Origin of the sequence: Rhodococcus sp. 05-340-2 (assembly GCF_002258915.1) — a bacterium.
In the GTDB taxonomy this organism is placed as follows: Bacteria; Actinomycetota; Actinomycetes; order Mycobacteriales; family Mycobacteriaceae; genus Rhodococcoides.
The window spans coordinates 113,148-138,684 of the sequence record NZ_NOYU01000027.1; the positions used below are offsets into that span (position 1 = coordinate 113,148).

Consider the following 25,537-nt stretch of genomic DNA (forward strand, 5'->3'; position numbering starts at 1 on the left):
AGAGACACACTCTCGGCCCGGTCTTCTTTTTCTGTCGGACAGGTCACAATCGCCCCGTCCGAACCGATCCCACCCGAAGCGGCCGCGGTGCCGAATAACCGGCATGAGCAACGAGCCGACTCCAGTTCTGCGCACCGGCAGAAGAGTGTCCGAGCCTGCACTGGTCGTATTGGTCCTCGGCGGCGGCAAGGACGTGAGCCGGGCGCGCAGTAGGCCGTGGCACCTCGCCGGTCTGCGGATGTGGCCGTTCACCTGGATGCTTCGGCGCGTGGGACGCGCACACGACATTTCGGTCCAGCAGTTGCAGTACCGGTTCCGCGGCTGGAACGCCCCCGAACGGTCTCCGGTCGAGGACGCCCGGTGGGCGCTGAACCGAATCCGCGCGGAGCATCCCGACGTTCACGTGGTGGTCGTCGGCCATTCGATGGGTGGCCGCACCGCAGCTGCCCTGATCGACGACCCTTCTGTCGTGGGAGCGGAGCCTGCAGGAACGACCCAGAAAATCTCGGGTGTCGTCGCCTTGGCCCCGTGGTGGCCGGAGGGTGTGGAGGCCGACGGATTCGGCGCGCATCATGCGTTGCTCGTCGTTCACGGGACTGCAGACAAGTGGACCGATCCGAGAACCTCGCACCGTGCGGTCGAACGTGCGGCGGCGCGCGGGGCGGACGCCCGCTACCTTTCCGTTCCGGGTGGGCACTTCATGCTCCGCAATCCGCAGCTCTGGTCGCGGGCGACGCGTGACTTCGTTCTCGGTATCGCCGCCGATGCGCAGGCCGACTGCATGGGCAAACCGTCGTGACGCGCCGTCGTATCGCGGTGGTCGGGAGCGGTATCGCGGGCCTGACGGCCGCATACGCACTGTCGAAGAACTCGTCGGTGACGCTGTACGAGGCGGACTCTCGGCTCGGTGGTCACGCGGACACGCACTATGTCGACGGCCCCGACGGTCCGGTAGGCGTCGACACCGGGTTCATCGTGCACAACGACCGGACGTATCCGACTCTGCTGCGCCTGTTCGACGAACTGAACGTGCCGACGCAGGATTCGGACATGAGCATGTCCGTGCGCTGCGACGGGTGCGGGCTCGAGTACTCGGGCGGCCAGGGCATGAGCGGAATCCTCGCGCAACGTACGGCGGTGTTCAAGCCACGGTTCGTCTCGATGTTGCTCGACGTCAAGCGTTTTCATCGCCTGGCCAACGAACTGCTGGACAGTGCCGAACCGGTGGAGTCCGAGACGACTCTCGCGCAGTTTCTCGAAGATCACTCGTTCTCGGCGTACTTCGAATCCCATTTCATGACGCCGTTGGTGTCCGCGGTGTGGTCGTGCGATCCGGATACTGCTCTCGCCTACCCGGCTCGCTACCTGTTCACTTTTCTCCGCCACCACGGAATGCTCACCGTCACAGGATCACCCACCTGGCGCACCGTCACCGGCGGGTCCATCGAATATGTTCGCCGGGTTGCGGAGCACATCGACGAGGTGCTGCTCGATACCCCGGTGCGCGCGGTCTACAGGTCACCGGATTCCGTGCAGATCCGCGACGGCCACGACCGCCTGCGCACGTTCGACGCGGCCGTGATCGCCGTGCATCCCGGTGCCGCGCTGAAGATGCTCGCAGAACCGACGGCCCTCGAGCACACCATCCTGGGAGCGATGCCGTACTCCACCAATCACACGCAACTGCACACGGACTCGTCGGTGTTGCCGAAGAACACCAGGGCGCGTGCATCGTGGAACTACCACCTCCCGTCGTGCACGGCCAGGCCCGACCGGGTGCTGGTCAGCTACGACCTGACCAGGTTGCAGCGCCTGGGCGACACCGATCGCAGAATGCTGGTCACCCTCGGTGGAGCGGATCGGATCGACCCGAACGCGGTACTCGACGAGATGACCTACGAACACCCTCAGTACACCCCCGAATCGGTTGCAGCGCAGCGTCGACTTCCCGAATTGAATACCGACACAGTGGCATTCGCCGGTGCGTACCACGGCTGGGGATTTCACGAGGACGGTGCGTTGTCGGGCGCGCGCGCCGCACAACGGGTGGGGGCCACGTGGCTCTGACATCGGTTCTGCCGACTACCCGCGCACACGGGGCGGCGTTGTATCGCACTCGGATCGACCACGTTCGACGCGCGCCGATTCGAAATACGTTCTCGTACAAGAGTTACAGCTGGTTCGTCGATCTCGACGCTCTTCCCGAATTGCCCCGGATACTGCGACCGCTGGCCTCGTTCGATCCCCGTGACCACCTCGGTGACCCCGACGCCACCATCCGCCAGAACGTCGACGCGTTCCTGGCGGAGAGCGGTATCGACCTCGGCGGCGGACGGATCACGATGTTGGCCAGTGCGCGGGTGTTCGGGCACACGTTCAACCCATTGAGTGTGTACTGGTGTCACGATCGCGACGGAGAGCTCCGCTGCGTGGTGGCGGAGGTGCACAACACCTACGGCGAGCGATACCGGTATCTGCTGCACACCGATCATCGCGGTGCGGCCCGCACGACCAAGGAGTTCTACGTCTCGCCGTTCAACGACGTCGACGGCGAATACTCCATGCGGCTACCCGAGCCGGACGCCGCACTCCGGCTGTCGATCGTCCTCGAACGACCCGGTCGGCCTCCGTTCGTGGCGACCGTCCACGGCCGTCGTCGAAAGGTGACGTCGTGGTCCATTCTCCGCACCGCACTCGAGATCCCGTGTGCGCCGTTACGGGTGGTGATACAGATCCGCTGGCAGGGCATTCGGCTCTGGGCGCGGGGTCTGAAGATCGTGCAGAAACCTGCCCCTCCCGGGGCGCGAGAATTCCAGAAGGAAGGGGCCAACAGATGACAACTGTGTCGAAGGCCGATTCTGTGTCGAACCCGTGCGGTGGTTCCGCTGTCGGTCCGCGCCCGCTGGTGGATCCACGGGTCTGGCCTCAGATCGCCCAGGTTCCCGGTGGCATGAAGGTTGCAGCCGCAGCACCCGTCGCCGACTTCCTCTTCCGCCGCGCGGTCGCGCGATTGCAGGTTCGGGTGGCGATGCCCGACGGCGAGGTCATCGGGGCCGGCTCGGCCGATGCACCGTTGATGACCGTCTATCGACCACACGACTTCGCCGCACGGGTCGGCGACAGTGGACTCATCGGATTCGGTGAGGCATACATGGCCGGAGACTGGGATGCCGAGGATCTCACTGCTGTGCTCGAGGTCTTCGCCCGTCGCATGGCGTCCCTGATTCCGAAGTCCCTGCAGCGCCTCCGAGGGCTCTATATCCCCAAGCCTCCACGGAGCGAGCGGAATACGACCAAGAACACGCGATCCAACATCTCGCGCCACTACGACCTGTCGAACGACCTCTTCGAACTCTTCCTCGACGAGACGATGACGTACTCCAGTGCGTTGTTCGCCGAATCGGGAAACGACGACGACAGTGAGGAGCTCGCCGACGCTCAGCGTCGCAAGATAGACCGGCTACTCGACCGGGCGGGTGTCGGCGAGGGAACCAGGGTGCTCGAGATCGGTACCGGATGGGGTGAGCTGGCCATCCGTGCGGCAGCTCGTGGTGCGACGGTCCGGTCGGTGACCTTGTCGACCGAACAGCAGGAATTGGCGCGTAAGCGCTGTGCCGCTGCCGGTTACGGAGACCGGATCCAGATCGATCTCCTCGACTACCGCTTGGTCGACGGCGAGTACGACGCGATCGTGTCGGTCGAGATGATCGAGGCCGTCGGGCATCAGTACTGGGCGACGTACTTCGAGACGATCGACGCGCTGCTCGCACCGGGTGGGCGGGTTGCCCTCCAAGCCATCACGATGCCGCACGACCGAATGCTGGCTACCCGAAACACGTACACCTGGGTCCACAAGTACATATTTCCCGGCGGATTCCTGCCGTCCGTGCGGGCCATCGAGGAGGTGACCGAGCAGAGCACTTCGCTTCGGGTTCGCGAGCGTCTGTCGATGGGCGATCACTACGCGCGAACCCTCGCTCAGTGGGACAGGCGCTTCCGTGAATACCGCAGCGAGGCCGAGGAGCTCGGTTTCGACGAGGTGTTCGCGCGAATGTGGCATTTCTACCTGTGCTACTCGGAGGCCGGATTTCGATCCGGATACCTCGATGTTCAGCAGATCGTGCTCGACCGAAGGGACAACCGATGACCACCTCGACACTTTCCGTCGACCGGACCGACCGCAGTGTCGGTGTCGCACACCGGATTGCCGAGCTGATCGAACCCCTGGTGGGTGGTCCGCTTCCCGTTCGGCTGCAGGCGTGGGACGGATCCGTTGCGGGAGATGCGTCGGCACCGCGAGTGCTGTTGCGGAGCCCGAGCGCCCTTCGTCGATTGCTGTGGAGCCCCGGCGAACTCGGTGCTGCACAGGCCTACGTCACCGGGGAGCTGGACGTCGACGGCGATCTCGCCGCGGCCCTCGATCACGTCTGGGGTGTGGTGCGTGAGCGCCGACTCTCGGCGATACGACCGGGGCCGGCGTCGCTCCTGCGGTTGGCGAAACTGGCCAAGGATCTCGGAGTGTTCGGCCGTCCTCTGCCGCCGCCCGTGTCGCAGGCATCGGTGAAAGGGCGGCTGCACTCGGTGCTTCGCGACCGCGCCGCGATCAGTCACCATTACGACCTGTCGAACGACTTCTACGAATTGGTGCTCGATTCGCACATGGCGTACTCGTCGGCGTACTGGACCTCGGATTCGCCGGACTACACCCTCGACGATGCCCAACGCGACAAACTCGACCTCGTTTGTCGAAAGATCGGTCTGGACAAGCGTGCCGGGCAACGCTTTCTCGACGTCGGCTGCGGCTGGGGGTCCCTGAGCCTGCATGCGGCTCAGGAGTACGGAGCGCAGGTCGTCGGAGTGACCATCTCGCGCGAACAGAAAGCCTTCATCGACAAACGAATTGCCGACCGAGGACTGCAGGACAACGTCGAGATCCGAATTCAGGATTATCGAGAGATTCCGGACGGGCCCTTCGACGCGGTGGCGTCGATCGAGATGGGTGAGCACGTGGGGGAGGCCAATTACCCGACCTACACCGCCGCACTGCACACCAACGTCAAGCCGGGTGGACGCGTGTTGATTCAGCAGATGTCGCGAAGAGAAGGTGACAACCCCGGCGGCGGAGCATTCATCGAGTCGTTCATCGCGCCGGACATGTACATGCGCCCCGTCGGGCGGACCGTCGCGATGATCGAGGAGGCAGGGCTGGAGGTTCGCGACGTCCACGCCCTTCGGGAGCATTACGTGCGGACCGTCGATGTCTGGACCGAGCGCTTCGAGGCGCGCTTCGACGAGGTGGTGGCGATGGTCGGGGAAGAGGTCGCTCGGGTGTGGCGGCTGTACCTGATCGGCGGCGGAATGGCGTTCCGGGACAACAGGATGGGCGTCGACCAGATTCTGGCGGTTCGGTCCGAGAACGGGACGTCCGAGATGGAACCGGTGCGGCCGGTGTGGGTGGGCCCGCGGTGAACTGGTCCGACTTCCTCACGGTATCGCTTTCCAGCCTCGGCGGTACCGCCGTCCTGATGATCGTCACCGCCCTCATCGGCGCGCGCATCGGACGCCACAACGTCGTGGACGTGACGTGGGGCGGCGGGTTCGTTCTGATCGCGCTGATCTCGGCTGTGACCGGAACAGGCGAATTGTGGCGTCGAATACTTCTGCTCGTACTCGTCGGTGTGTGGGGACTTCGTCTCGCAGTGCACGTCTTTCGACGCTCGCGTGGGCACGGTGAGGATCCGCGCTACACCGAACTGCTCGCCAAGGCCACCGGTAACAAAACCCTGTACGCCCTGCGGAAGATCTACCTGACGCAGGCGGTTGCATTGTGGTTCGTGTCCCTGCCGCTGCAGGTTTCCGCTGTCGCCCACGGATCCGTTCTGCCGGTCGTCGTACTCGGCGTACTGGTCTGGATTCTCGGATGGACGTTCGAGGCAGTGGGGGATGCGCAGTTGACGGCCTTCAAGGCCGACGCGTCGAACAAGGGCAAGATCATGGATCGTGGGCTGTGGTCCTGGACGCGGCACCCCAACTACTTCGGTGACTCGGCAGTCTGGTGGGGACTGTTCCTCGTCGCGGCGTCGGCGTGGCCCGGAGTGTTCACGCTGCTGTCGCCCATGGCGATGACGTACTTCCTGGTGTTCGCCACCGGTGCGCGGTTGCTCGAGCGCAGCATGGAAAAGCGTCCGGGGTATCGCGAATACCAGCAGCGGACCAGCTATTTCCTCCCACGGCCGCCGAAAGGACCCAGCAAGTAGCTCGTGGGGGAGGCAGCGGCGCTAGGGTTGGTCGAGGATTTCGGTTCGTCGATCAACGAGGAGGCGCATCGTGGCGCACGAGAGAGCTGGAACCACTGCACTGCCGGAGGATCTGGTAGATCTTTCGCAGCTCGTGACGGCGTACTACTCGCGAGTTCCCGACGTGTCGGAACCCAGCCAGCAGGTGGTGTTCGGCACATCAGGGCATCGAGGATCCAGCTTGGATTCGGCGTTCAACGAGGCACACATCGTGGCGACGACGCAGGCGATCGTGGAGTACCGCGCTGCGCAAGGCATCACCGGGCCGTTGTTCATCGGCCGGGACACCCACGCGTTGTCGGAACCCGCCTGGACGACGGCTCTGGAAGTGTTGGCGGCCAACGACGTCGACGTACTGGTCGATTCGGGGGATCGGTACACCCCGACCCCGGCAGTCAGTCACGCCATCCTTCGGTACAACGAATCGGGCCCCGCGGCGAAGGCCGACGGCATCGTGGTGACTCCGTCGCACAACCCGCCCCGGGACGGCGGCTTCAAGTACAACCCTCCGCACGGCGGTCCTGCCGACAGTGATGCCACATCGGTCATCGCCGCTCGCGCGAACGAGCTTCTGCGCACCGGCATTTCGGGCATCGAGCGGGTGACGCTCGCGCAGGCGTTCGCGGGGAGCGTCTCGCGCTACGACTTCCTCGGCACCTATGTGGACGACCTGCCGAACGTGCTCGATCTCGATGCGATCCGTGCTGCCGGAGTTCGCATCGGCGCAGATCCGCTGGGCGGCGCGAGTGTCGATTACTGGGATGCCATCGCCGAGCGGCACAATCTGGACCTGACCGTGGTGAACCCGTTGGTGGACGGCACATTCCGCTTCATGACTCTCGACACCGACGGCAAGATCAGGATGGATTGCTCGTCGCCGAACGCGATGGCGTCGCTCATCGCAGCCCGCGATCGGTTCGACATCTCGACGGGCAACGATGCCGACTCCGACCGGCACGGCATCGTCACTCCCGACGGTGGCCTGATGAATCCCAATCACTTCCTCGCCGTCGCCATCGACTACTTGTTCACGCACCGACCCGATTGGTCGCCCACGGCGGCAGTGGGCAAGACGTTGGTGAGCTCGTCGATGATCGACCGGGTCGTCGCAGCTCTCGGCCGTCGTCTGCTCGAGGTGCCGGTCGGGTTCAAGTGGTTCGTTCCGGGTCTGCTCGCAGGCGAGCTCGGATTCGGCGGTGAGGAGAGCGCAGGAGCGTCGTTCCTCCGACACAACGGCCGAGTCTGGACCACCGACAAGGACGGCATCGTTCTCGCACTGCTGGCGTCCGAGATCACCGCCGTCACCGGATCCACGCCGTCGCAGCGCTACGGCGAGTTCACTGCGAAGTTCGGGAATCCGACGTATGCCCGCGTCGATGCACCGGCAACCCGCGAGCAGAAAGCCGTTCTCGCCAAGCTCTCGCCCGACCAGATCACCGCCACCGAGTTGGCAGGCGAACCGATCACGGCAACGCTGACCGAGGCTCCGGGAAACGGAGCCGCCCTCGGTGGCCTGAAGGTGACGACGGAGAGCGCCTGGTTCGCTGCGCGCCCGTCCGGAACCGAGGACGTCTACAAGATCTACGCAGAGTCGTTCCAGGGCGAAGAGCATCTCGCCCGAGTGCAAGCCGCAGCACGTGAACTGGTGTCGTCCGCACTCGAGAGCTCGTGACCGACTCACCTCCACCCGACAACGACAGTTCGGCTCCCGAGCCGGCATTCCGACCCGGAGGCAAGCTCCCACCCGAGATCTGGGTTCTGGTGTCGGCGGCGTTCGTCATCGCGCTCGGATTCGGCATCGTCGCGCCCGCTCTGCCACAGTTCGCCCGGGAATTCGGCGTCGGGTACACGGCGGCGTCGGCGGTCATCAGTGCATTCGCTCTCATGCGGTTGCTGTTCGCACCCGCCAGTGGTGCTCTGGTGCAGCGGCTCGGCGAGCGGCCCGTGTACCTGATCGGACTGCTGATCGTTGCGGTGTCCACCGGTGCGTGCGCTCTGGCCCAGACGTATTGGCAGCTGCTGGTGTTCCGCGGACTCGGCGGCATCGGCTCGACGATGTTCTCGGTGTCGGCACTGGGACTGCTGATCCGGATCAGTCCTCCGACCAGTCGTGGCCGCATCTCCGGCCTGTATGCGACCGCCTTCCTGTTGGGAACCATCGGCGGTCCGCTCGTCGGCGGCGCGCTCGTCGGGTTCGGTCTGCGGGTGCCTTTCGTCATCTATGCCGTGGCTCTGGTGATCGCCGCGGCCGTCGTGTATTTCACCCTGGGCAATTCCGACCTCGTCAAGCCGGAGAAGGGCTCGGCACCGCCGACGATGTCATTGCTTGCCGCGCTGCGGATCCCGTCGTACCAGGCGGCGCTGGCATCGAATTTCGCCAACGGTTGGGCTGTGTTCGGTGTTCGGGTGGCCTTGGTGCCGTTGTTCGTGGTGGAGGCGATGCAGCGATCCGAGGTGTTCGTCGGTATCGCGCTGACAGTGTTCGCAGTGGGAAATGCGCTGGTTCTCACCAGTGCAGGTCGCCTGTCCGATGTGCGCGGACGAAAGCCATTCATGGTGGGTGGGTTGGCGGTGTGCGGCCTGGGGACCGTCGTGATGGGGTACGTCCACGATCCCGTGCTGTTTCTCGTGGTGTCGTTGATCGCCGGCATCGGATCGGGTCTGATGAGCCCCGCCCAGCAGGCCTCGGTTGCCGACGTGATCGGCTCGAAGGCGCGCGGAGGGCCCGTACTGGCTGCATTCCAGATGGCCTCCGATGTCGGCGCGGTCATCGGCCCGATCGTGGCCGGGATGATCGTCGAACAGGTCTCGTTCGGTCCGGCTTTCGCCGTGACGGGAGCGCTGCTTCTCCTGGCAGGACTCTGGTGGTCGCGAGTTCCGGACACCCTCGGACGCGAGCGCGCCTGACGGACGCAACCGTAGTATTCGCTGTGTGAGCCAGAAGAAGATATCGAGTACGAAACACACACCCGAGGCAACCTCCAACACGATGACCTACGTATTGGGTGGCATCGCATTCGTCGTAGTGGTGATCGTCATCGCGGTGGCGATCATGTGGCAGAGCGGAAGCGACGCTCCACGCAACGATGGCTACGGAACGGTCAAGAATCCGGTGGTCGAATTGTCGTTGCCGGGTGACGGGGTGGTGCAGCTGTCGCGTCCGGAAGCGCAGCGGGTCATCGATGTCTTCGAGGATCCGATGTGCCCGTTCTGTGGCGACCTCGAAGTGAAACACGGCCAGGAGCTGGCTCAGAAAATCGACGACGGTGTCGTCTCGGTGAATTACCACCTGGTCAATTTCCTGGATCCGCAGTCGCCGTCCGGTGACTATTCGACGCGTGCCGTCGCGGCGTCGCACTGCGTGGCAGCGACAGAGAACGCGCGGGTCTACTCCGCATTTCACGCCGGGCTGTTCGACCCGGAATTTCGCCCCGAAGAAGGCGGTGACTCCGACCGAACCGATGCCGAACTCGCGGAACTCGCCCGATCCGTCGGAGCCAGCGATCTGGCAACGGAATGCATCGCCGCCGGTGCGCAGCGCGACGCAGCAGTAGCGGATGCGAACACCGGACGGGACGCGTTGGCGGCGTCGGGTGCCCGTGGAACGCCAGGGGTCCTCGTCGACGGTCGGGTCGTCGATGCGCTCGGTGACTCGGAATGGCTTGCGTCGATCAACTGATCTCGGGGCGTGGGTGCGGTCGGTGATCGAGGATTCGGTACCGGCCGCACCAGGTGATTTGTTGCTGCTGCGACCGATGGTGTAACTTCGTTCGAGCAACCGCATGAGCGGGAGCACGCAGTACTCGGGGCTATGGCGCAGCTGGTAGCGCACCACACTGGCAGTGTGGGGGTCAGGGGTTCGAGTCCCCTTAGCTCCACCGAGAAGGACAAGCTCGTTTTCGGTCAATGAAAAAGCGTCGCCCCCGGGCGACGCTTTTCTTGTTTCGGTGTCACCGACCGCCGAGTCGGCATCCGAGCGTCCCGCCCGGAGCCGATTCGTCGATCGACGGCTCAGTGTGCTGCGTCGAACGCCTGCTCGACCTCGGCGGGGATTCTGCCTCGCGCCGAGATGTTGTGGCCGTTCGCCTTGGCCCATTCTCTGATGGCTTTGGTCTGATTGGCGTCGCGCTTGGCGCCGGTTGCGGGAGTGCTCGACTTCTTCGTTCGCTTTCCACCGACCTTGGTGGAGTGCTCGATGTAATAGTCGAGCTTGCGGTGAAATTCCTTCGCGTTCTTGTCGCTCAGGTCGATTTCGTAGCTGACTCCGTTGACCGAATAGGTTATGTGTTCGCCACCGGATTCGATCGGTTTTTCGTCGATGTCGTCGACTAGTTGCACATAGACTTTTCTGGCCATGCTGAAGCTCTCCAATGATGCAGGGGATGATGCGGGGATGTCCAGATCGAACTGAAGCGACTATACGGCTGAACAATGTGGTTATCCACGCGGGCCGGGGAATTGTTACGTAATTCCCAGAATTGTCACAAAATCGGATCGTGTGGTTACCGAAACGTCGATATGCATGCGAGAACATTGTCTCGCTGCGACCGTGTGTCATAAAGGAGACAAAAGACGAACCGGCCGGTTCGAAGGCGGTTTTCCATCATCGAGTCGGTTCGTGGTCGTTTCGGTGGGGCCGTGGACGATCTCGGCGCGAAACGACCATTCGTGTCGGCAACGAATCGGTCACGGAAGGCACTCATTTCCCTAACGAATCATTGTGCGAGTCTCCCCGGGGCCGTCTTCTGCTTCACTTGAGGCGCAAGTGTCTGTTGTGACGTGTGGTGCCCCGCGATGCGGTGACCGCTCGGATCAGCGGTGTCCGAGGGGCCGAGAGGGGAGTAGCGCAGCGAGCTCCACCGTTGCGCCCACGACGATATGAAATCTGCACCGATGACAAGGTCGGCAGTAGCGGCGCTGATGTGCGCCGGAGTGCTCGGTGTCGGAGTGCTCGTGTCGGCGCCGGCCATCGCCGCACCGTCCAGCACGGCACCCGCCGCCGGCACCGAGTTGTCGGGGAAGACAGTGTTCCTCGACCCGGGTCACCAGGGCACCGCACACTCGGAGAATCTGCAGCGGCAGGTGAACGACGGGCGGGGAGGCACCAAGGATTGCCAGACCACCGGTATGACCACACTGGACGGCGTGCCCGAGCACACGATCAACTGGAAAGTCAGCGAGCTGGTCCGATCGAGCCTGGAGAGTCTGGGTGCGACGGTCGAGACGAGTCGAGCCGACGACACCGGCTGGGGCGGATGCGTCGACGACAGGGCGCGGGCCGCCAGCGACTCCGGTGCCGACGTGGCCGTGAGTATTCATGCGGACTCCACGAGTACGACGACCGATGCGGACAAGCACGGGTTCCATCTGATCGTTCCCACTCTGCCGATTCCGAGCGCGGCTGCCGATGCTGCCCAGTCCGAGGGGGGACGGTCGGCATCGACGCTGATGCGAGACTCCTACGTGCGCGCAGGCTTCGAGCCCGCGAACTACGCAGGGGTCGAGAACGGGATACAGGAACGATCCGATGTCGCCGGGCCCGCGCTGACCACGGTGCCCCTCGTGTTCGTCGAGATGGGCAACGGATCCAACCCCGACGACGCAGCTCTTCTCGAGAGCTCGGACGGTCAGCTCGAGCATGCGATCGCGATCTCGACGGGGATCATCGACTACCTCCTCGGAGCCGAAACCGCCTCCACCCCAGCGGACGCCGTCACCACGACTGCGGCTACCCCCGCCGCAACAGCGACGACCGACACCGCCGCGCCCGCAGCGACGTCAACCGGCCCCGCAGGCCCCGCGGCCGAGGGTCGTAGCGCATTGTCGAGGTTGCTCGAGAGCGTGTCCCCGTACGTGAATGCATTCGGCGTCGACGGCCTGGCAGGACTCGCGACCCCGGACAACGTGAGCAGTGTGTCGACGTTCGCTCGAGGCCTGCTGAAACAGATTCTCACCGACCGGTAGTCTCGGACGCCGTGGCGCGTCGACGAATTCCGGTGGTGATAGTTGCGGGCTTTCTCGGAGCAGGTAAGACCACGCTTCTGAACCACCTGCTGCGCAATGATTCCGGCATCCGAATAGGGGTCGTGGTCAACGACTTCGGGGCGATCAACATCGACTCGATGCTCGTGGCCGGCCAGGTCGATTCGATGGTCTCACTCGGTAACGGCTGCATCTGTTGCGCCGTCGACATCAGCGATATGGACGCGATGTTCGACGCCCTCGCGCACCGTCGGTCCGCCATCGACGTGATCGTGGTGGAGGCCAGCGGCCTGGCCGAACCCCGCAATCTCATCAGAATGGTCAGGGGTAGCCAGAACGAATTCATCGTCTACGGCGGGCTCGTCGGTGTCGTCGACGCGGTGGAGTTCCCGCGGACCCGCACGCGCCATCCCGAGATCGACCAGCACCTGCAATTGGCCGACCTGGTGGTGCTGAACAAGTCGGATGCGGTGACCGAGTCCGAGCGCTCCGCGGTGGTGTCGACGGTGCAGTCCGTCGTAGGAGACGTGCCCGTCGTACCCGTGGCCTTCGGTCGGGTCGACCCGCTGCTGCTGTTCGATCGGCGTGACGATCACTCGGTGGATTCGGCAATGGCGGTGCAGCTGTCGTTCGACGAGCTACTCCGGGAGAACCACGATCACGACCACGATCATGACCATCACCTGCACGCGCAGTACTCACACACCGAATTCGTCACGACGGTTCCCGTCGAACCGCGCCGTCTGATCGAGTTCTTGGAGAATCCTTCCGGAAACCTCTACCGCATCAAGGGATTCGTGCACTTCGGCATCACCGGCTACACGCAGAAGTTCGTCGTGCACACGGTGGGCCGACACATCCGATTCGAGGCTGCGTCGTGGGCCCGGGGTGAGCCCGAGCAGACGTCACTGGTGCTGATCGGTACCGATCTCGATGCGTCGGCCGTCGAGCAGCGGTTGCGTGCCTGCGTGCGAGGACCGGACGACGCCGACGACGCCTCCGCCATGCTTCCGGTCCATCGTTATCTCGAGACCGGTTAGTTCCTTTACAGCCCGACCCACTCGGTACGTCCGCCCTCGAATCCCTGACGCTTCCAGATCGGGACCTCGGCCTTGATGCGCTCGACGAGTCGGGCGCATGCTTCGAACGCTTCGGCGCGATGAGCCGAGCCGACGGCCGCGACGAGCGCGAGGTCGCCGACCCGTAGATCGCCGACGCGATGTACTGCGGCCACTGCCAATCCCGTCTCTGCCGATACCTCCGAGCAGCAGCGGCTCAGGAAGCGTTCCGCGTCGGGATGTGCGCGGTATTCCAAAGTCTCCACCGCATGCCCGCCGTCGTGATCGCGCACGATTCCGCTGAACAGTACAACGGCACCGTGACGCGAATCCTGAACTGCCACCTCTACTTCGGCAGTGCTCAACGGTTCGTTCGAGATACGGGCGACGAGCTCACTCATCGTGGGGGCCTCCTCCGGCGATCTGGGCCAGCACATGGTCGAGGAGCGGGTCGAGAACGGAGAGTCCGTCCTTCACGCCACCCGGCGAGCCCGGCAGGTTGACTACGAGCGTGCGTCCGATCAGACCCGACACACCGCGGCTGAGCACCGCATGAGGTGTCGCAGATGTTCCGCGGGTTCGGATCGCATCGGCTATCCCCGGCATGTCGATGTCGAGGAGCGCCGCCGTCGCCTCGGGGGTCGCATCGGTGGGGGATACACCGGTGCCGCCCGTGCTGACGATCAGCGACGGTTCGCCGCGTAGGGCGTCCTGCAACCCCGTAGCGATGTCGGCATCGGCGTACACCAGTGGGCCACGCACGGCGAAGCCCCGGTCGGTCAACCAGGACGCGATGGTGGGGCCGGTGGTGTCCGGGCGAGATCCGTTCGCGCCGCCGGTCGAGGCGACCAGAACCGCTGCGGACCGTGAGGAATCGAATATCGGCGCAGCCGCAGAATCGGGGGAGTCCTCTGCGTCGTCCCGTTGCCAATGTCCGTGCTTACCGCCGTCTTTGGTGAGCAACCGGACACCGTTCATGGTGGCACCGGGATCGACGGCCTTGACCATGTCGTGCAGCGTCAGGCCGGCTACGGCGACCGCGGTCAGTGCTTCCATCTCCACCCCGGTACGTCCGGTGGTGCGGGCGGTTGCCTCGACCGTGATGGACGAGTCGGTGAATCCGAACGAGATCTTCACCGAGGAGAGGGCGAGCTGGTGGCACAGCGGAATCAGTTCCGACGTCTTCTTCGCCGCCGAGATGCCCGCGATGCGGGCGGTGGCGAGAACGTCGGCCTTGGGCATGTCGTCCGCGCGCACGAGCGCGACGACCTCGGCGGTGGTGACGAACTCACCGGCGGCGACGGCCGTGCGCGAGGTTTCCTTCTTGTGCGCCACATCGACCATGCGGGCGCGGCCCTGATCGTCGAGATGAGACAGTTGGGGTTGCGGTACATCTGTGGTCACAGTGGCCACACCTCCACGTCGGATCCTGCAGCGAGTTCGGTTGTCTCGGAGTCGATGTCGATCAGCACATCGGCCCATGCCAGTGCAGCGACCAGGTGCGAGCCGGGACCGGCGACGAGCTCCACCCGCCCGTCGTCGCGCAATCGGCCACGGAGCAGTTGTCTTCGACCGGGCGGAGACACGATCGGTTCGTGCAGGGCCGCAGTGGTCGAGAGCACCGGCGGCAGACCCGCCGCTCGCCGAACGATGTTGCGCGCGAACATGATGTACGAGACGACCGTACTGACGGGATTGCCGGGAAAGCTGAGCACGGGAACACCGTCGAACATCGTGATGCCCTGCGGACCACCCGGCTGCATACGAACCGACCCGAAGTTGCCGCCGAGCGGCCGGAGTACGTCCTTGACCACCTCGAAGTCGCCCATCGATACTCCGCCGGACGTGATGATCAGCTCGACCGATTCTGCTGCGGCGTCGAGGATCTCGCGAAAGCGGCTCGGCTCGTCGGAGCTGCGCGAGACGGAGACCACCTCTGCGCCGCTGGCGCGAAGGTGTGCGGCGAGGGTGATGCCGTTCGAGTCGTAGATCTGACCGGGCGTCAGCGTCGAGCCGGCGTCGACCAGTTCGGCACCGGTGGTCACGACGGCCACGCGTGGACGCGAACGAACGTCGATGTCGCCGAAGCCGACGGCAGCGAGAACGGAGATGTGTCGGGGTTCCAGAACGCGGCCCGACTCGACCAGGACTGTTCCGACGCGTACGTCGCTGCCCTGCTCGCGTACGAATTCACCTGCTGCGCGGCTTCTTTCGATCTTCACGGAACCGGCCGCCGGTACGGAGGTGTCTTCGACGGGGACGATTGCGTCCGCTCCGTCCGGAATGGGGGCACCGGTCATGATCTTGGCGGCGCTGCCCGAGGCGAGGACTGCCGATTCCGTCGGGCCTGCGGCGATGATCGTCGAGACCGGAAGCGTCACCGGGGTCGTGGCCACGGATCGAGAATCCACGGCATAGCCGTCCATCTGCGAGTTGCGGAACAGCGGCAGATCGACCGGCGATCGCACGTCCTCGAACGCGACGCGTCCCAGCGCGTCGTCGAGAGGAATTCGCTGAGCTGTTCTCGTGGTCAACGCCGCGAGCAGAGTCTCGACCGCGGCGGTGTGTTCCTCGACCGATACAGCGGTCACTGTGCGAATCCAGTGATCGCGTGCGTGTGCTCAACCGTCATGGGTGCCAATCCTAAGCACGCCGATCCGTCCACTCGGTGTGGGCTGCGGCATAATGGGTAGACACACGAACGACAGACGTGATTTCCGACGGAGACGAGGTACGAGGTGACGGTGGACAGTGTCACCTCGCTGGGCATTCCCGGGTTCGGCACCACCAAAGGTTCGACGGCAGGCAGTGTCGGCCCGGTGTCCGACCGGCCGGACGTGCCGCATCTGATCGATCGATTCGGCCGAGTCGCGCGCGACCTGCGTATCTCCATCACCGAGAAGTGCTCCTTGCGGTGCACCTACTGCATGCCGGAGGAGGGGCTTCCGGCTATTCCTGCGTCGAACCTGCTCACGCCGGCCGAGATCGCGCGAGTGGTGTCGGTGTCCGTGCGGCTGCTGGGTATTCGGGACGTGCGCTTCACCGGAGGCGAGCCGTTGATGCGCCGCGACCTCGACGAGATCTTGAGGCTGTGCTCCGATGCTGCGGCAGGTGTACCGCTGTCGATGACCACCAACGCAGTGGGTCTGGAGCACCGCGCCGGGGCATTGGCCGATGCCGGTTTGACCCGGGTCAACGTGTCCCTGGATTCGGTCGACCGCGAAGATTTCGCGCGGCTGACCAGACGCGACCGATTGCCGTCGGTACTGGCCGGCATCCGAGCGGCGAAGCGAGCGGGCATCGGTCCGGTGAAGATCAACGCAGTTCTGATGCGCGACACGCTGTCCGGTGCAGTCGATCTACTGCGGTGGTGTCTCGACGAAGGGGTGGCACTGCGCTTCATCGAGCAGATGCCGCTCGATGCCGACCACGAGTGGGCTCGGGCCAACATGATCGACGCCCAGACCTTGCTCGACGAGCTGTCCACCGAGTTCGACCTACGTGAGGTGGGGCGCGCCGATCCGTCGGCACCGGCCGAGGAATGGAGCGTCGACGGTACCGATGCGACCGTCGGCATCATCGCGTCGGTGACGCGCTCGTTCTGCGGTGATTGCGACCGCACCAGGATCACTGCAGAAGGAACGATTCGGTCCTGTCTGTTCAGCGACGACGAGACCGATCTTCGGGCAGCTCTGCGCGGCGGTGCCACCGACGACGAACTGGCAGCGGTGTGGCGCGGGGCGATGTGGAACAAGTGGGCGGGGCACGGCATCGACGCCGACGGCTTCGTACCTCCCACCCGCAGCATGGGAGCCATCGGTGGCTGACACCCGGGTGGAGGTGCGGTACTTCGCTGCAGCGGTCGACGCGTCGCACTGCGAGTCCGAGTACCTCACCGTGCCGGTCGGTGCCACCCTCGCAGATCTGCGAGAGCTGATCCTGTCTCGGCACGGCGCGCCGATGGAGCCGATTCTTCGGGTCTCGGCCTACCTGGTGGGAGATGATCTCACCCGCGATCTCGGGCGCACGATCGGCGGCAGGGTCGACGTACTGCCGCCCTTCGCCGGCGGCTGAGCACACCCGGTTCGCCGCGCCACCGACCTGTGGCTGCCCGATTCAGCTGCTTCTCTTCCACCAATCGTCGAACGGCGTCACGGGCACCGTGCGCTTGTGACGAGTTGCGAGGAACATCTTCTCCAGCTTGTCGGCGACCTCGTCGGTGACGTCCTTGCCCTCCAGGTAGTCGTCGATCTGTTCGTACGTGACACCGAGCGCTTCCTCGTCGGGAAGCGCCGGACGATCGTCCTCCAGATCTGCGGTGGGAACCTTGCGCCAGGTGCTCTCGGGTGCTCCCAGTTCGCGCAGCAGCGCCGCACCTTGACGCTTGCTCAAGCCGGTCAGCGGAGTCAGATCGACGCCGCCGTCACCGAACTTGGTGAAGAAACCGGTGATCGCCTCGGCGGCGTGATCGGTGCCCACGACGACGTAGCCGAGTTCGCCGGCGAGTGCGTACTGGGCCACCATGCGCTGGCGCGCCTTGATGTTGCCGCGGACGAAGTCTCGGATTTCGGCACTTCCCAGCGCGTCCGCGGTCGCGGCCGCTGCGGCGTCGGCAGCGTCCTTGATGTTCACCGTCACCGTGCGGTCGGGATCGATGAATTTCAACGCGATCGATGCGTCGTCCTCGTCGGCCTGCACACCGTAGGGGAGGCGAACGGCGACGAACTCGGCCTCGTGTCCGTCGGCTCGGAGCTCCGTTGCTGCCTGTTGGGCGAGTTTGCCGGTGAGCGTGCTGTCCTGACCGCCACTGATTCCGAGTACGAATCCCGAGGCCGGAGTCGACGCCAGGTAGTCCTTGAGAAAGTCCACTCGTCTGCGGACCTCCGTGCTCGGGTCGATGGTCGACTGCACGGCCAGCTCACGCATGATCCCCGAGCGCAATTCCGAGTTGATGTGTCCCATCACGCCATCCTAATGACGAGTGCCGGGATTCGATCTCGCGCCGTGCGTAGTGTCGGTGGTCGTGAGTGGATCCTCCGATACCTTCGTCAAGCGAAACCCCCAGGCCCACCCCGACTTCTACGCCGCCGAGGCCGCCGGGCTTCGGTGGCTCGGCGAGACGGCGGCCCCGGTCGTCGGAGTGATCGGGCACGACCGGACGTACATCGAACTCGAGCGGCTGGCCGCGGCCCGTCCCACGCTCGCCGCAGCCGAACGATTCGGGCGCGCACTGGCATCGACGCACTCTGCCGGAGCCGGTGGGTTCGGTGCGCCGCCGGTCGGCTCCGACGGCGTCGCCTTCTCGGGTCAGCTGTTCATCGGATCCCGGCCCATGAGCAGTACGGTGCACCGAACCTGGGGTGCCTTCTACGCGGCCGAACGAGTGGTGCCGTTTCTCCGAATCGCGGTCGACGCCGGCACGGTGACACAGGGCGAGGCGGCGATCGTCGAATCGGCGTGCGGACGCATCGCGGACGGCGACTTCGACGACGCGGAGCCGCCGAGCCGTATTCACGGCGACCTCTGGAACGGCAACGTGTTCTGGACCGACGCGGGAGTGGTGCTGATCGACCCGGCAGCGCACGGTGGGCACCGCGAGACCGATCTGGCGATGCTCGCACTGTTCGGTTGCCCCCACCTCGACGTCGTCGTCGACGGCTACGAGGCGGTGCAGCCGTTGCGATCCGGGTGGCGCGAGCGCACGGCTCTGCATCAGCTGCATCCGCTCGCCGTTCATGCGGCCGGGCACGGCCGCTCGTACGGCACCGCGCTGCACGCGGCGGCCGCGGCCGTCGTCGGGCTGTGAGCGACGGATCTACCGAAGGCGAGTTGCCCCGATGGCTATCGGACTCGAGTTGCCCTGCGTACCAGGTCTTCCCAGCCGTCGGCCAGGCGATCCATCGGCATCCCCAGATCTCGGTACTGGTGGAGTACCAGGGTGGCCTCGAGTGGTGTGAGCAGCCAGTACGCGAGCAATTCGAGATCCCCGTCCACCTCGGCTGCGCGGAGCAGCGACAGGACGTGGGTGAAGTTGACCATGTGCGCCGGGGCGGAATATCGCGCGTCGTCAGCGCTCTCCGCGGCGCGCAGCACTTCCCCCTGGACGTTGACGAACTCCAGTCGAGCTCGGCCGAAAGCGACGAGGCGATCGATCGGGTCGGCTCCCGGGCCGAGCGGCGGGTCGCCGAACATGAACGAGTGCTGCAGCTTCTTCTCGGTGTGGTCGAGCAACGCGCGCATCAGCCCGGCCCGGTTCCCGAAGCGACGGAATACTGTGCCCTTGCCCACTCCGGCCTTACTGGCCACTGCGTCCATGGTGATGGCGTCGGCTCCGACGGTCGCCACCAGATCCGTTGCGGCGTCGAGGAGCAGCCGACGGTTGCGCGCTGCGTCGCACCGTTCGGATTCCTCGCCCGCTATGGGCAGCATCGGGCCGGTCACAGCCGAAGCCTACCTTGCCGGGAACATAAATGGACCACGGTCCGTTTGGATGGTAGGAATTGACACGACGATCACGTCATCCGAACTTGCGAAGGAATAACCTCATGTCAGACGCTCATGTACTCGTTCTCGTCGGAAGCTTGCGCGCCGAGTCGGTGAACAGGCGAATCGCCGAGACCGCTGTCACCGTGGCACCCGCCGGTGCCGAGGTAGTGGTCTACGACGGACTCGGAGATGTCCCCTTCTACAACGAGGACATCGACGTCGAGGGATCGGTGCCCGAGGGCGCACTCGCGCTGCGGGCCGCTGCCGAAAAGGCCTCGGCGTTGTTGCTGGTCACGCCCGAATACAACGGCACCATTCCGGCCGTGCTGAAGAACGCCATCGACTGGCTCTCCCGTCCGTACGGTGCCGGTGCCATGGTGGGCAAGCCGGTCGTCGTCATCAGCGCGTCGCCCAGCGGCAACGGAGCCAAGTGGGCACACGAGGACACCAGCAAGGCCGTGCGCATTGCAGGCGGAACCGTTCTCGAAGATGTCCAGCTCTCCATCGGCGGCACCATGGACAAGTTCGGTTCGGCGCACCCGCGCGAGAACGCCGAGGTCTCCGGTGAGATCGGCCATGTCGTCGCCGAGTTGGTCAAGGCTGCCGACGAGCTCGTGAGTGCGTGACCCTGTCTCGGTTATGAGAATCATTTTCATGTAAGATGGTTTCATGAAGGTGAGAAACTCGTTGAAATCGCTCAAGAACAAGCCCGGTGCACAGGTGGTGCGACGCCGTGGCACGGTGTTCGTGATCAACAAGAAGGAACCGCGGTTCAAGGCGCGTCAGCGCTGACGACTGCGTGATCGACGACGAGGGCCCTCGAAGAAGTTCGAGGGCCCTTCGTCGTGCCGGGGGAGGGCCGGCACGCGTCACTGTCCCGGCCGAGTTCCGTTGTGATGGACAACACATAGTCGGTGTGACGTGCGACACGCCGATGCGGCCCGATATTTCCGGCCCGATAAAGCCGTGACCAGCGAATACCAAGCATGTTGTTCGCAACATCTCGTGTTGTAGGCAGATGTCGGACACTAGGTGTAGTGTTTGACCGACCGAGAGGCCACAACTCGAAGAACGTGCACAACGGGCTCGAGCAGGTCGAAGTCGCCCTGAGCGGGAGATGTTCTCGGTGCCACACGCAGAGCACATCGGTCGCGTCGGTGCACCCGATGGCGACAACGGAAAGAGGGACACCATGAGCATCACCGTTTACACCAAGCCCGCCTGCGTTCAGTGCAATGCCACCTACCGCGCCCTCGACAAGGCGGGTATCGAGTACTCGGTCATCGACATCTCGCAGGATCCCGAAGCGCGCGACTACGTCATGGCCCTCGGTTACCTGCAGGCCCCGGTTGTCGTCGCCGGTGACGATCACTGGTCCGGCTTCCGCCCGGACCGTATCAAGACCCTCGCAGCGAACGCTGCTTGAACAGAACGAGAAAGTGAGTGAGCGGTGAGTTCGCAACCGCAGTCCTCCCACTCACTGGTCTACTTCTCCAGCGCGTCCGAGAACACTCATCGCTTCGTCTCGAAGTTGGGCATTCCCGCGACACGAATCCCTCTGCGTGATCCGGACGGCACCTTTCGTGTCGACACTCCCTACGTTCTCGTCGTGCCGACGTACGGGGGAGGGACCACGTACTCCGGGCGCGACACCAACTACGTCCCCAAGCGAGTGATCAAGTTTCTCAACGACGAGCACAATCGCTCGTTGATCCGAGCTGTCATCGCTGCCGGAAACACGAACTTCGGTGACTCGTTCTGTTTTGCGGGAGATGTCATTTCGCAGAAGTGCGCAGTTCCGTATCTGTACCGATTCGAATTGATGGGCACCCCCGAGGACGTAGTGCGGGTCCGCGAGGGGCTGGAGGACTTCTGGGAACGTGAAGTCCGACGCGCCGCCCACACGCACTAGAGCACCACACACCACATACCCAGTAGGAGCATCGCCGTGGCACCGACCATCACCGACGCAGCACCCGTACCCACCACCGTCCGCGGCGACGGCGACATGGATTACCACGCGCTCAACGCGATGCTCAATCTGTACGGTCCCAACGGTGAGATCCAGTTCGAGAAGGATCGCGAGGCTGCCAATCAGTTCTTCCTGCAGCACGTCAATCAGAACACCGTGTTCTTCCACGATCTGGACGAGAAGTTGGACTACCTCGTCGAGGAGAACTACTACGAGCCCGAGGTTCTGGATCAGTACTCCCGTGAGTTCGTCAAGTTCCTGATCAACCACGCGTACTCGAAGAAGTTCCGGTTCCCCACGTTCCTCGGGGCGTTCAAGTACTACACCTCGTACACGCTCAAGACGTTCGACGGCAAGCGTTACCTCGAGCGTTTCGAGGACCGGGTGTGCATGGTGGCGCTGACGCTGGCCGCCGGGGACGAGGCTCTGGCCACCGATCTGGTCGACGAAATCATCGCCGGCCGCTTCCAGCCCGCTACACCGACCTTCCTCAACTCCGGCAAGAAGCAGCGCGGCGAGCCCGTGTCCTGCTTCCTGCTGCGTATCGAGGACAACATGGAGTCCATCGGCCGCTCCATCAACTCTGCTCTGCAGCTGTCCAAGCGCGGTGGCGGAGTTGCCTTGCTGTTGAGCAACATTCGCGAGGCCGGTGCGCCCATCAAGCGCATCGAGAACCAGTCCTCGGGTGTCATCCCGATCATGAAGCTGCTCGAGGACTCGTTCTCGTACGCCAACCAGCTCGGTGCACGTCAGGGCGCAGGCGCGGTGTACTTGCACGCGCACCACCCCGACGTCTACAAGTTCCTCGACACCAAGCGTGAGAACGCGGACGAGAAGATCCGCATCAAGACGCTCTCGCTCGGAATCGTCATCCCGGACATCACGTTCGAGCTGGCGAAGAAGAACGAGGACATGTACCTGTTCTCGCCGTACGACGTCGAGCGCATCTACGGCGTCCCGTTCGCAGATATCGACGTCTCCGAGAAGTACTACGAGATGGTCGACGACAAGCGGATTCGCAAGACCAAGATCAAGTCGCGTGAGTTCTTCCAGACGCTCGCCGAGTTGCAGTTCGAGTCCGGTTACCCGTACATCATGTACGAGGACACCGTCAATCGTGCGAACCCGGTGAAGGGCAAGATCACGCACTCCAACCTGTGCTCGGAGATCCTGCAGGTCTCGACTCCGTCCACGTTCAACGACGATCTCTCGTACAGCCATGTCGGCAAGGACATCTCGTGCAACCTCGGTTCGCTGAACATCGCCAAGACGATGGACTCGCCCGACTTCGGTAAGACCATCGCCGTGGCCATTCGCGGCCTCACAGCTGTGTCGGATCAGACGCACATCTTCTCCGTGCCGTCGATCGAGCAGGGTAACAACGATTCTCATGCCATCGGCCTTGGGCAGATGAATCTGCACGGTTACCTCGCACGGGAGCGCATTCACTACGGCTCCACCGAGGGAATCGACTTCACCAACATCTACTTCTACACGGTGCTGTTCCACGCGATTCAGGCGTCGAACCAGCTGGCCAAGGCGCGCGGCCAGTACTTCAAGGGCTTCCCGGATTCCAAGTACGCGTCGGGGGAGTTCTTCGACAAGTACACCGATCAGGTCTGGGAACCCGCTACGCCCAAGGTCGCGAAGCTGTTCGCCGACTCCGATGTCACCATTCCGACGCAGGCCGACTGGTCCGCGCTGAAGGCGTCGGTGCAGGAGTACGGAATCTACAACCAGAACCTGCAGGCCGTTCCGCCGACCGGGTCCATCTCGTACATCAACAACTCCACCTCGTCGATTCACCCGGTGGCGTCCAAGATCGAGATTCGCAAGGAAGGCAAGATCGGCCGCGTCTACTACCCGGCACCGTACCTCGACAACGACAACCTGGACTACTACCAGGACGCGTACGAGATCGGGTACGAGAAGATCATCGACACCTACGCTGCCGCAACACAACACGTCGATCAGGGCCTGTCCTTGACGCTGTTCTTCAAGGACACCGCCACCACCCGCGACATCAACCGCGCGCAGATCTACGCATGGCGCAAGGGCATCAAGACGCTGTACTACATCCGCCTGCGCCAGTTGGCCCTCGAAGGCACCGAGGTGGAGGGCTGCGTGTCCTGCATGCTGTAGTCGTCGCGGTCGGTCGACCCGTGGCGAATACCGCTGTACCGCGGCGCGCTGCGGAGCATAATCAGGCATGGACACCGAAGCGGGCGGCGAGGTCGAATCCGACACCGATGTGACGATTGCTCGGAAGGACGCGCGTCCTTCCGAGCAATTCTTGCGTGGTCGACACGCCCGCCGGCGCGTACCCCGCAGCCGCCTGGCCCTGTGGGATCCGGCCTCGCGTGGTCACGATGCGCTCGAAACAGTGCTGGCGCAGAACGTCATTCGGGTGCCGGAGCTGCTGCCGATCCGATACGCCCGAATGTCCGCATCGCCGTGGACCTACTTCCGCGGTGCCGCTGCCGTGATGGCAGCCGACCTCGCGTCGACTCCGCACACCGGCGTCGAGGTCCAGTTGTGTGGAGATGCGCACGTGCTGAACTTCGGATTGTGGGCCACTCCCGAACGAAACCTGTACTTCGACCTCCGCGACTTCGACGAAACCCTGCCCGGCCCGTTCGAATGGGATCTCAAACGGCTGGCGACGTCACTGGTGGTCCTCGGGCGAGAGAACGGGGTCGATGCGCAGCGTTCCGATCGGGCGGTCGCAGCAATGACGGCGGCGTACTGCAGAAAGATGAGGGCATACGCGAACACGCCGGAGATCGACATCTGGTACGACCGCATCGACGTTGCAGGTCTGCTCGGTCACTTCTCGTCGGGCATCGCCCGTCATGCAGAGAAACTCATCGAAACGAAAGCCGAGCGTCGGACCAGCCGTGGGGCGTCCCGCAAGTTCACCGAGACGAGGGACGGGCGTCGAAGAATTCGCGAGGACGCACCTTTTCGCACGCACGTGGGTGATTCCCAGATCGAGCTGGTGCAGGCGGTGATCGCCGGTTACAGCGAGTCGGTCGACGACCACATCTGGAGTCTGCTGTCCAGGTTCCGAGTTCTCGACGTCGTTCGACAGGTGGTCGGCGTCGGGAGCGTGGGAATGCGGGTGTATCTGGCACTGCTGGAAGAACGGCGGACGTGCGACCCGTTCTTCCTGCAGATCAAGCAGGCAGGGCCGTCGGTGTTCGAGCAGTTTCTCGAACCGAGCAGGTACGACAATCACGGTGCCCGCGTGGTCAACGGACAGAGAATGCTGCAGAGCGCGACCGACATGTTCGTGGGATGGACGGCTGTGGGGGACATGAACTTCTACGTTCGGCAGTTCCGCGACATGAAGGTCATTCCCGACGGCGAGATCATCGGGCCGTACCTGACCGAATTCGCCACCGCGTGCGGTGAGGTTCTCGCGCGAGCGCACGCCCGTAGTGGTGACGCGGAGGCGATCGCCGACTATCTCGGCCGCGGAGACAATGTCGATCGGGCGATGGTTGCCTTCGCACACGCCTACGCCGATCAGAACGACCGTGATCACGCGCAGTTGGTCGCTGCCATCGAGGCCGGAACCGTCCCGTGCTCGGTGGGGTGGTGACCGTTGACTCGTGAGACCACGGTCGTTTCCCGCGGCAACACTCCGGGCACACTTTGTAGTGCCTCCCTGAACTGTCGGACACAACGAGTAGTGTTCGTGTCAGCGACTTTTCACGTAGCTTCGTCCCCACTTCTCGCTC

Annotated in this window: 26 protein-coding genes and 1 tRNA gene; 21 read left to right on the top strand and 6 right to left on the bottom strand. The window is 64.1% G+C overall.

What is annotated here, in order from left to right; all coding sequences use genetic code 11:
• Positions 1–103 precede the first annotated feature (103 nt).
• The 10 genes from CH271_RS15520 (at position 104) to CH271_RS15565 (ending at position 10,174) form a co-directional block, all read left to right on the top strand.
• Positions 104–799, top strand: a complete 696-nt coding sequence (locus CH271_RS15520) for an alpha/beta fold hydrolase (protein WP_094634160.1) — start codon at positions 104–106, stop codon at positions 797–799.
• Positions 778–2,067: an NAD(P)/FAD-dependent oxidoreductase gene (locus CH271_RS15525; RefSeq protein ID WP_441347152.1), complete on the top strand. Its 1,290-nt coding sequence runs from the start codon at positions 778–780 to the stop codon at positions 2,065–2,067. Before CH271_RS15520 ends, CH271_RS15525 begins: the two co-directional genes overlap by 22 nt.
• Complete coding sequence (locus tag CH271_RS15530; protein WP_094634161.1) at positions 2,058–2,837, top strand: DUF1365 domain-containing protein; 780 nt, start codon at positions 2,058–2,060, stop codon at positions 2,835–2,837. Before CH271_RS15525 ends, CH271_RS15530 begins: the two co-directional genes overlap by 10 nt.
• Positions 2,834–4,147 carry an SAM-dependent methyltransferase gene (locus CH271_RS15535; RefSeq protein ID WP_094634162.1) on the top strand — a complete coding sequence of 438 codons (1,314 nt, stop codon included), beginning with the start codon at positions 2,834–2,836 and terminating at the stop codon, positions 4,145–4,147. The genes CH271_RS15530 and CH271_RS15535 overlap by 4 nt, the downstream gene beginning before the upstream one ends.
• Positions 4,144–5,469 (top strand): SAM-dependent methyltransferase, encoded by a 1,326-nt coding sequence (locus CH271_RS15540; protein WP_094634163.1) that lies wholly within the window; start codon positions 4,144–4,146, stop codon positions 5,467–5,469. Before CH271_RS15535 ends, CH271_RS15540 begins: the two co-directional genes overlap by 4 nt.
• Before the next feature lie 56 nt (positions 5,470–5,525).
• Positions 5,526–6,257, top strand: a complete 732-nt coding sequence (locus CH271_RS15545; protein WP_256986460.1) for a DUF1295 domain-containing protein — start codon at positions 5,526–5,528, stop codon at positions 6,255–6,257.
• A gap of 70 nt (positions 6,258–6,327) precedes the next feature.
• Entirely contained in the window at positions 6,328–7,968 is a 1,641-nt protein-coding gene (gene pgm, locus CH271_RS15550; RefSeq protein ID WP_094634164.1) for a phosphoglucomutase (alpha-D-glucose-1,6-bisphosphate-dependent), read from the top strand.
• Positions 7,969–8,045: 77 nt separating this feature from the next.
• Positions 8,046–9,203: an MFS transporter gene (locus CH271_RS15555; protein WP_052047593.1), complete on the top strand. Its 1,158-nt coding sequence runs from the start codon at positions 8,046–8,048 to the stop codon at positions 9,201–9,203.
• 25 nt (positions 9,204–9,228) lie between these two features.
• On the top strand, positions 9,229–9,975 hold the full coding sequence (locus CH271_RS15560) for a DsbA family protein (RefSeq protein WP_179274647.1): 747 nt from the start codon (positions 9,229–9,231) through the stop codon (positions 9,973–9,975).
• Between the two features lie 126 nt (positions 9,976–10,101).
• Positions 10,102–10,174: transfer RNA gene (locus tag CH271_RS15565), tRNA-Ala, on the top strand.
• Positions 10,175–10,307: 133 nt separating this feature from the next.
• Here the strand turns inward: CH271_RS15565 and CH271_RS15570 are convergent.
• Positions 10,308–10,652, bottom strand: a complete 345-nt coding sequence (locus CH271_RS15570; RefSeq protein ID WP_037190211.1) for a histone-like nucleoid-structuring protein Lsr2 — start codon at positions 10,650–10,652, stop codon at positions 10,308–10,310.
• Positions 10,653–11,189: 537 nt separating this feature from the next.
• Here CH271_RS15570 and CH271_RS15575 point away from each other — a divergent pair.
• Together CH271_RS15575 and CH271_RS15580 are read left to right on the top strand one after the other, a co-directional pair.
• Positions 11,190–12,260, top strand: a complete 1,071-nt coding sequence (locus CH271_RS15575) for an N-acetylmuramoyl-L-alanine amidase (RefSeq protein WP_094634528.1) — start codon at positions 11,190–11,192, stop codon at positions 12,258–12,260.
• Positions 12,261–12,271: 11 nt separating this feature from the next.
• A complete protein-coding gene (locus CH271_RS15580) occupies positions 12,272–13,318 on the top strand; it encodes a CobW family GTP-binding protein (protein ID WP_094634166.1) in 1,047 nt (348 codons plus the stop codon).
• A 5-nt stretch (positions 13,319–13,323) separates the two neighbouring features.
• Here the strand turns inward: CH271_RS15580 and CH271_RS15585 are convergent, their stop codons facing one another.
• The 3 genes from CH271_RS15585 to CH271_RS15595 are packed head-to-tail and all read right to left on the bottom strand — an operon-like array spanning position 13,324 to position 15,927.
• Entirely contained in the window at positions 13,324–13,737 is a 414-nt protein-coding gene (locus tag CH271_RS15585; protein WP_037189816.1) for a molybdenum cofactor biosynthesis protein MoaE, read from the bottom strand.
• The gene (moaCB, locus tag CH271_RS15590; protein ID WP_373453576.1) at positions 13,730–14,680 is read right to left on the bottom strand and encodes a bifunctional molybdenum cofactor biosynthesis protein MoaC/MoaB; all 951 of its coding nucleotides are present in this window, start codon (positions 14,678–14,680) and stop codon (positions 13,730–13,732) included. The genes CH271_RS15585 and moaCB overlap by 8 nt, the downstream gene beginning before the upstream one ends.
• Before the next feature lie 56 nt (positions 14,681–14,736).
• Positions 14,737–15,927 carry a molybdopterin molybdotransferase MoeA gene (locus CH271_RS15595; RefSeq protein ID WP_094634167.1) on the bottom strand — a complete coding sequence of 397 codons (1,191 nt, stop codon included), beginning with the start codon at positions 15,925–15,927 and terminating at the stop codon, positions 14,737–14,739.
• Between the two features lie 177 nt (positions 15,928–16,104).
• On the opposite strand from CH271_RS15595, the gene moaA reads away from it, so the two are divergent.
• Both moaA and CH271_RS15605 read left to right on the top strand, forming a co-directional pair.
• The gene (moaA, locus tag CH271_RS15600) at positions 16,105–17,163 is read left to right on the top strand and encodes a GTP 3',8-cyclase MoaA (RefSeq protein WP_094634530.1); all 1,059 of its coding nucleotides are present in this window, start codon (positions 16,105–16,107) and stop codon (positions 17,161–17,163) included.
• Positions 17,156–17,410, top strand: a complete 255-nt coding sequence (locus tag CH271_RS15605; RefSeq protein WP_037189809.1) for a MoaD/ThiS family protein — start codon at positions 17,156–17,158, stop codon at positions 17,408–17,410. The genes moaA and CH271_RS15605 overlap by 8 nt, the downstream gene beginning before the upstream one ends.
• Positions 17,411–17,452: 42 nt before the next feature.
• Here CH271_RS15605 and nadE read toward each other — a convergent pair whose 3' ends face one another.
• Entirely contained in the window at positions 17,453–18,298 is an 846-nt protein-coding gene (gene nadE / locus CH271_RS15610; protein ID WP_094634168.1) for an ammonia-dependent NAD(+) synthetase, read from the bottom strand.
• 55 nt (positions 18,299–18,353) lie between these two features.
• Here nadE and CH271_RS15615 point away from each other — a divergent pair, with 55 nt between their 5' ends.
• Positions 18,354–19,142 (top strand): fructosamine kinase family protein, encoded by a 789-nt coding sequence (locus tag CH271_RS15615; protein WP_094634531.1) that lies wholly within the window; start codon positions 18,354–18,356, stop codon positions 19,140–19,142.
• Positions 19,143–19,177: 35 nt separating this feature from the next.
• Here the strand turns inward: CH271_RS15615 and CH271_RS15620 are convergent, their stop codons facing one another.
• Entirely contained in the window at positions 19,178–19,777 is a 600-nt protein-coding gene (locus CH271_RS15620; RefSeq protein WP_037189803.1) for a TetR/AcrR family transcriptional regulator, read from the bottom strand.
• A 104-nt stretch (positions 19,778–19,881) separates the two neighbouring features.
• On the opposite strand from CH271_RS15620, the gene CH271_RS15625 reads away from it, so the two are divergent.
• The 6 genes from CH271_RS15625 to CH271_RS15650 all read left to right on the top strand — a co-directional run bounded on the left by CH271_RS15625 (position 19,882) and on the right by CH271_RS15650 (position 25,398).
• On the top strand, positions 19,882–20,448 hold the full coding sequence (locus tag CH271_RS15625; RefSeq protein WP_037189802.1) for an NAD(P)H-dependent oxidoreductase: 567 nt from the start codon (positions 19,882–19,884) through the stop codon (positions 20,446–20,448).
• A 43-nt stretch (positions 20,449–20,491) separates the two neighbouring features.
• Positions 20,492–20,614, top strand: coding sequence for a type B 50S ribosomal protein L36 (gene ykgO, locus CH271_RS15630; RefSeq protein ID WP_037189801.1), 123 nt, complete (start codon positions 20,492–20,494; stop codon positions 20,612–20,614).
• A gap of 400 nt (positions 20,615–21,014) precedes the next feature.
• Positions 21,015–21,248, top strand: coding sequence for a redoxin NrdH (locus CH271_RS15635; RefSeq protein ID WP_032398330.1), 234 nt, complete (start codon positions 21,015–21,017; stop codon positions 21,246–21,248).
• 24 nt (positions 21,249–21,272) lie between these two features.
• Complete coding sequence (gene nrdI, locus CH271_RS15640; protein ID WP_037189800.1) at positions 21,273–21,734, top strand: class Ib ribonucleoside-diphosphate reductase assembly flavoprotein NrdI; 462 nt, start codon at positions 21,273–21,275, stop codon at positions 21,732–21,734.
• 36 nt (positions 21,735–21,770) lie between these two features.
• A complete protein-coding gene (nrdE, locus tag CH271_RS15645) occupies positions 21,771–23,936 on the top strand; it encodes a class 1b ribonucleoside-diphosphate reductase subunit alpha (protein WP_094634169.1) in 2,166 nt (721 codons plus the stop codon).
• Between the two features lie 67 nt (positions 23,937–24,003).
• Positions 24,004–25,398: a DUF2252 domain-containing protein gene (locus tag CH271_RS15650; RefSeq protein WP_094634170.1), complete on the top strand. Its 1,395-nt coding sequence runs from the start codon at positions 24,004–24,006 to the stop codon at positions 25,396–25,398.
• Positions 25,399–25,537 lie beyond the last annotated feature (139 nt).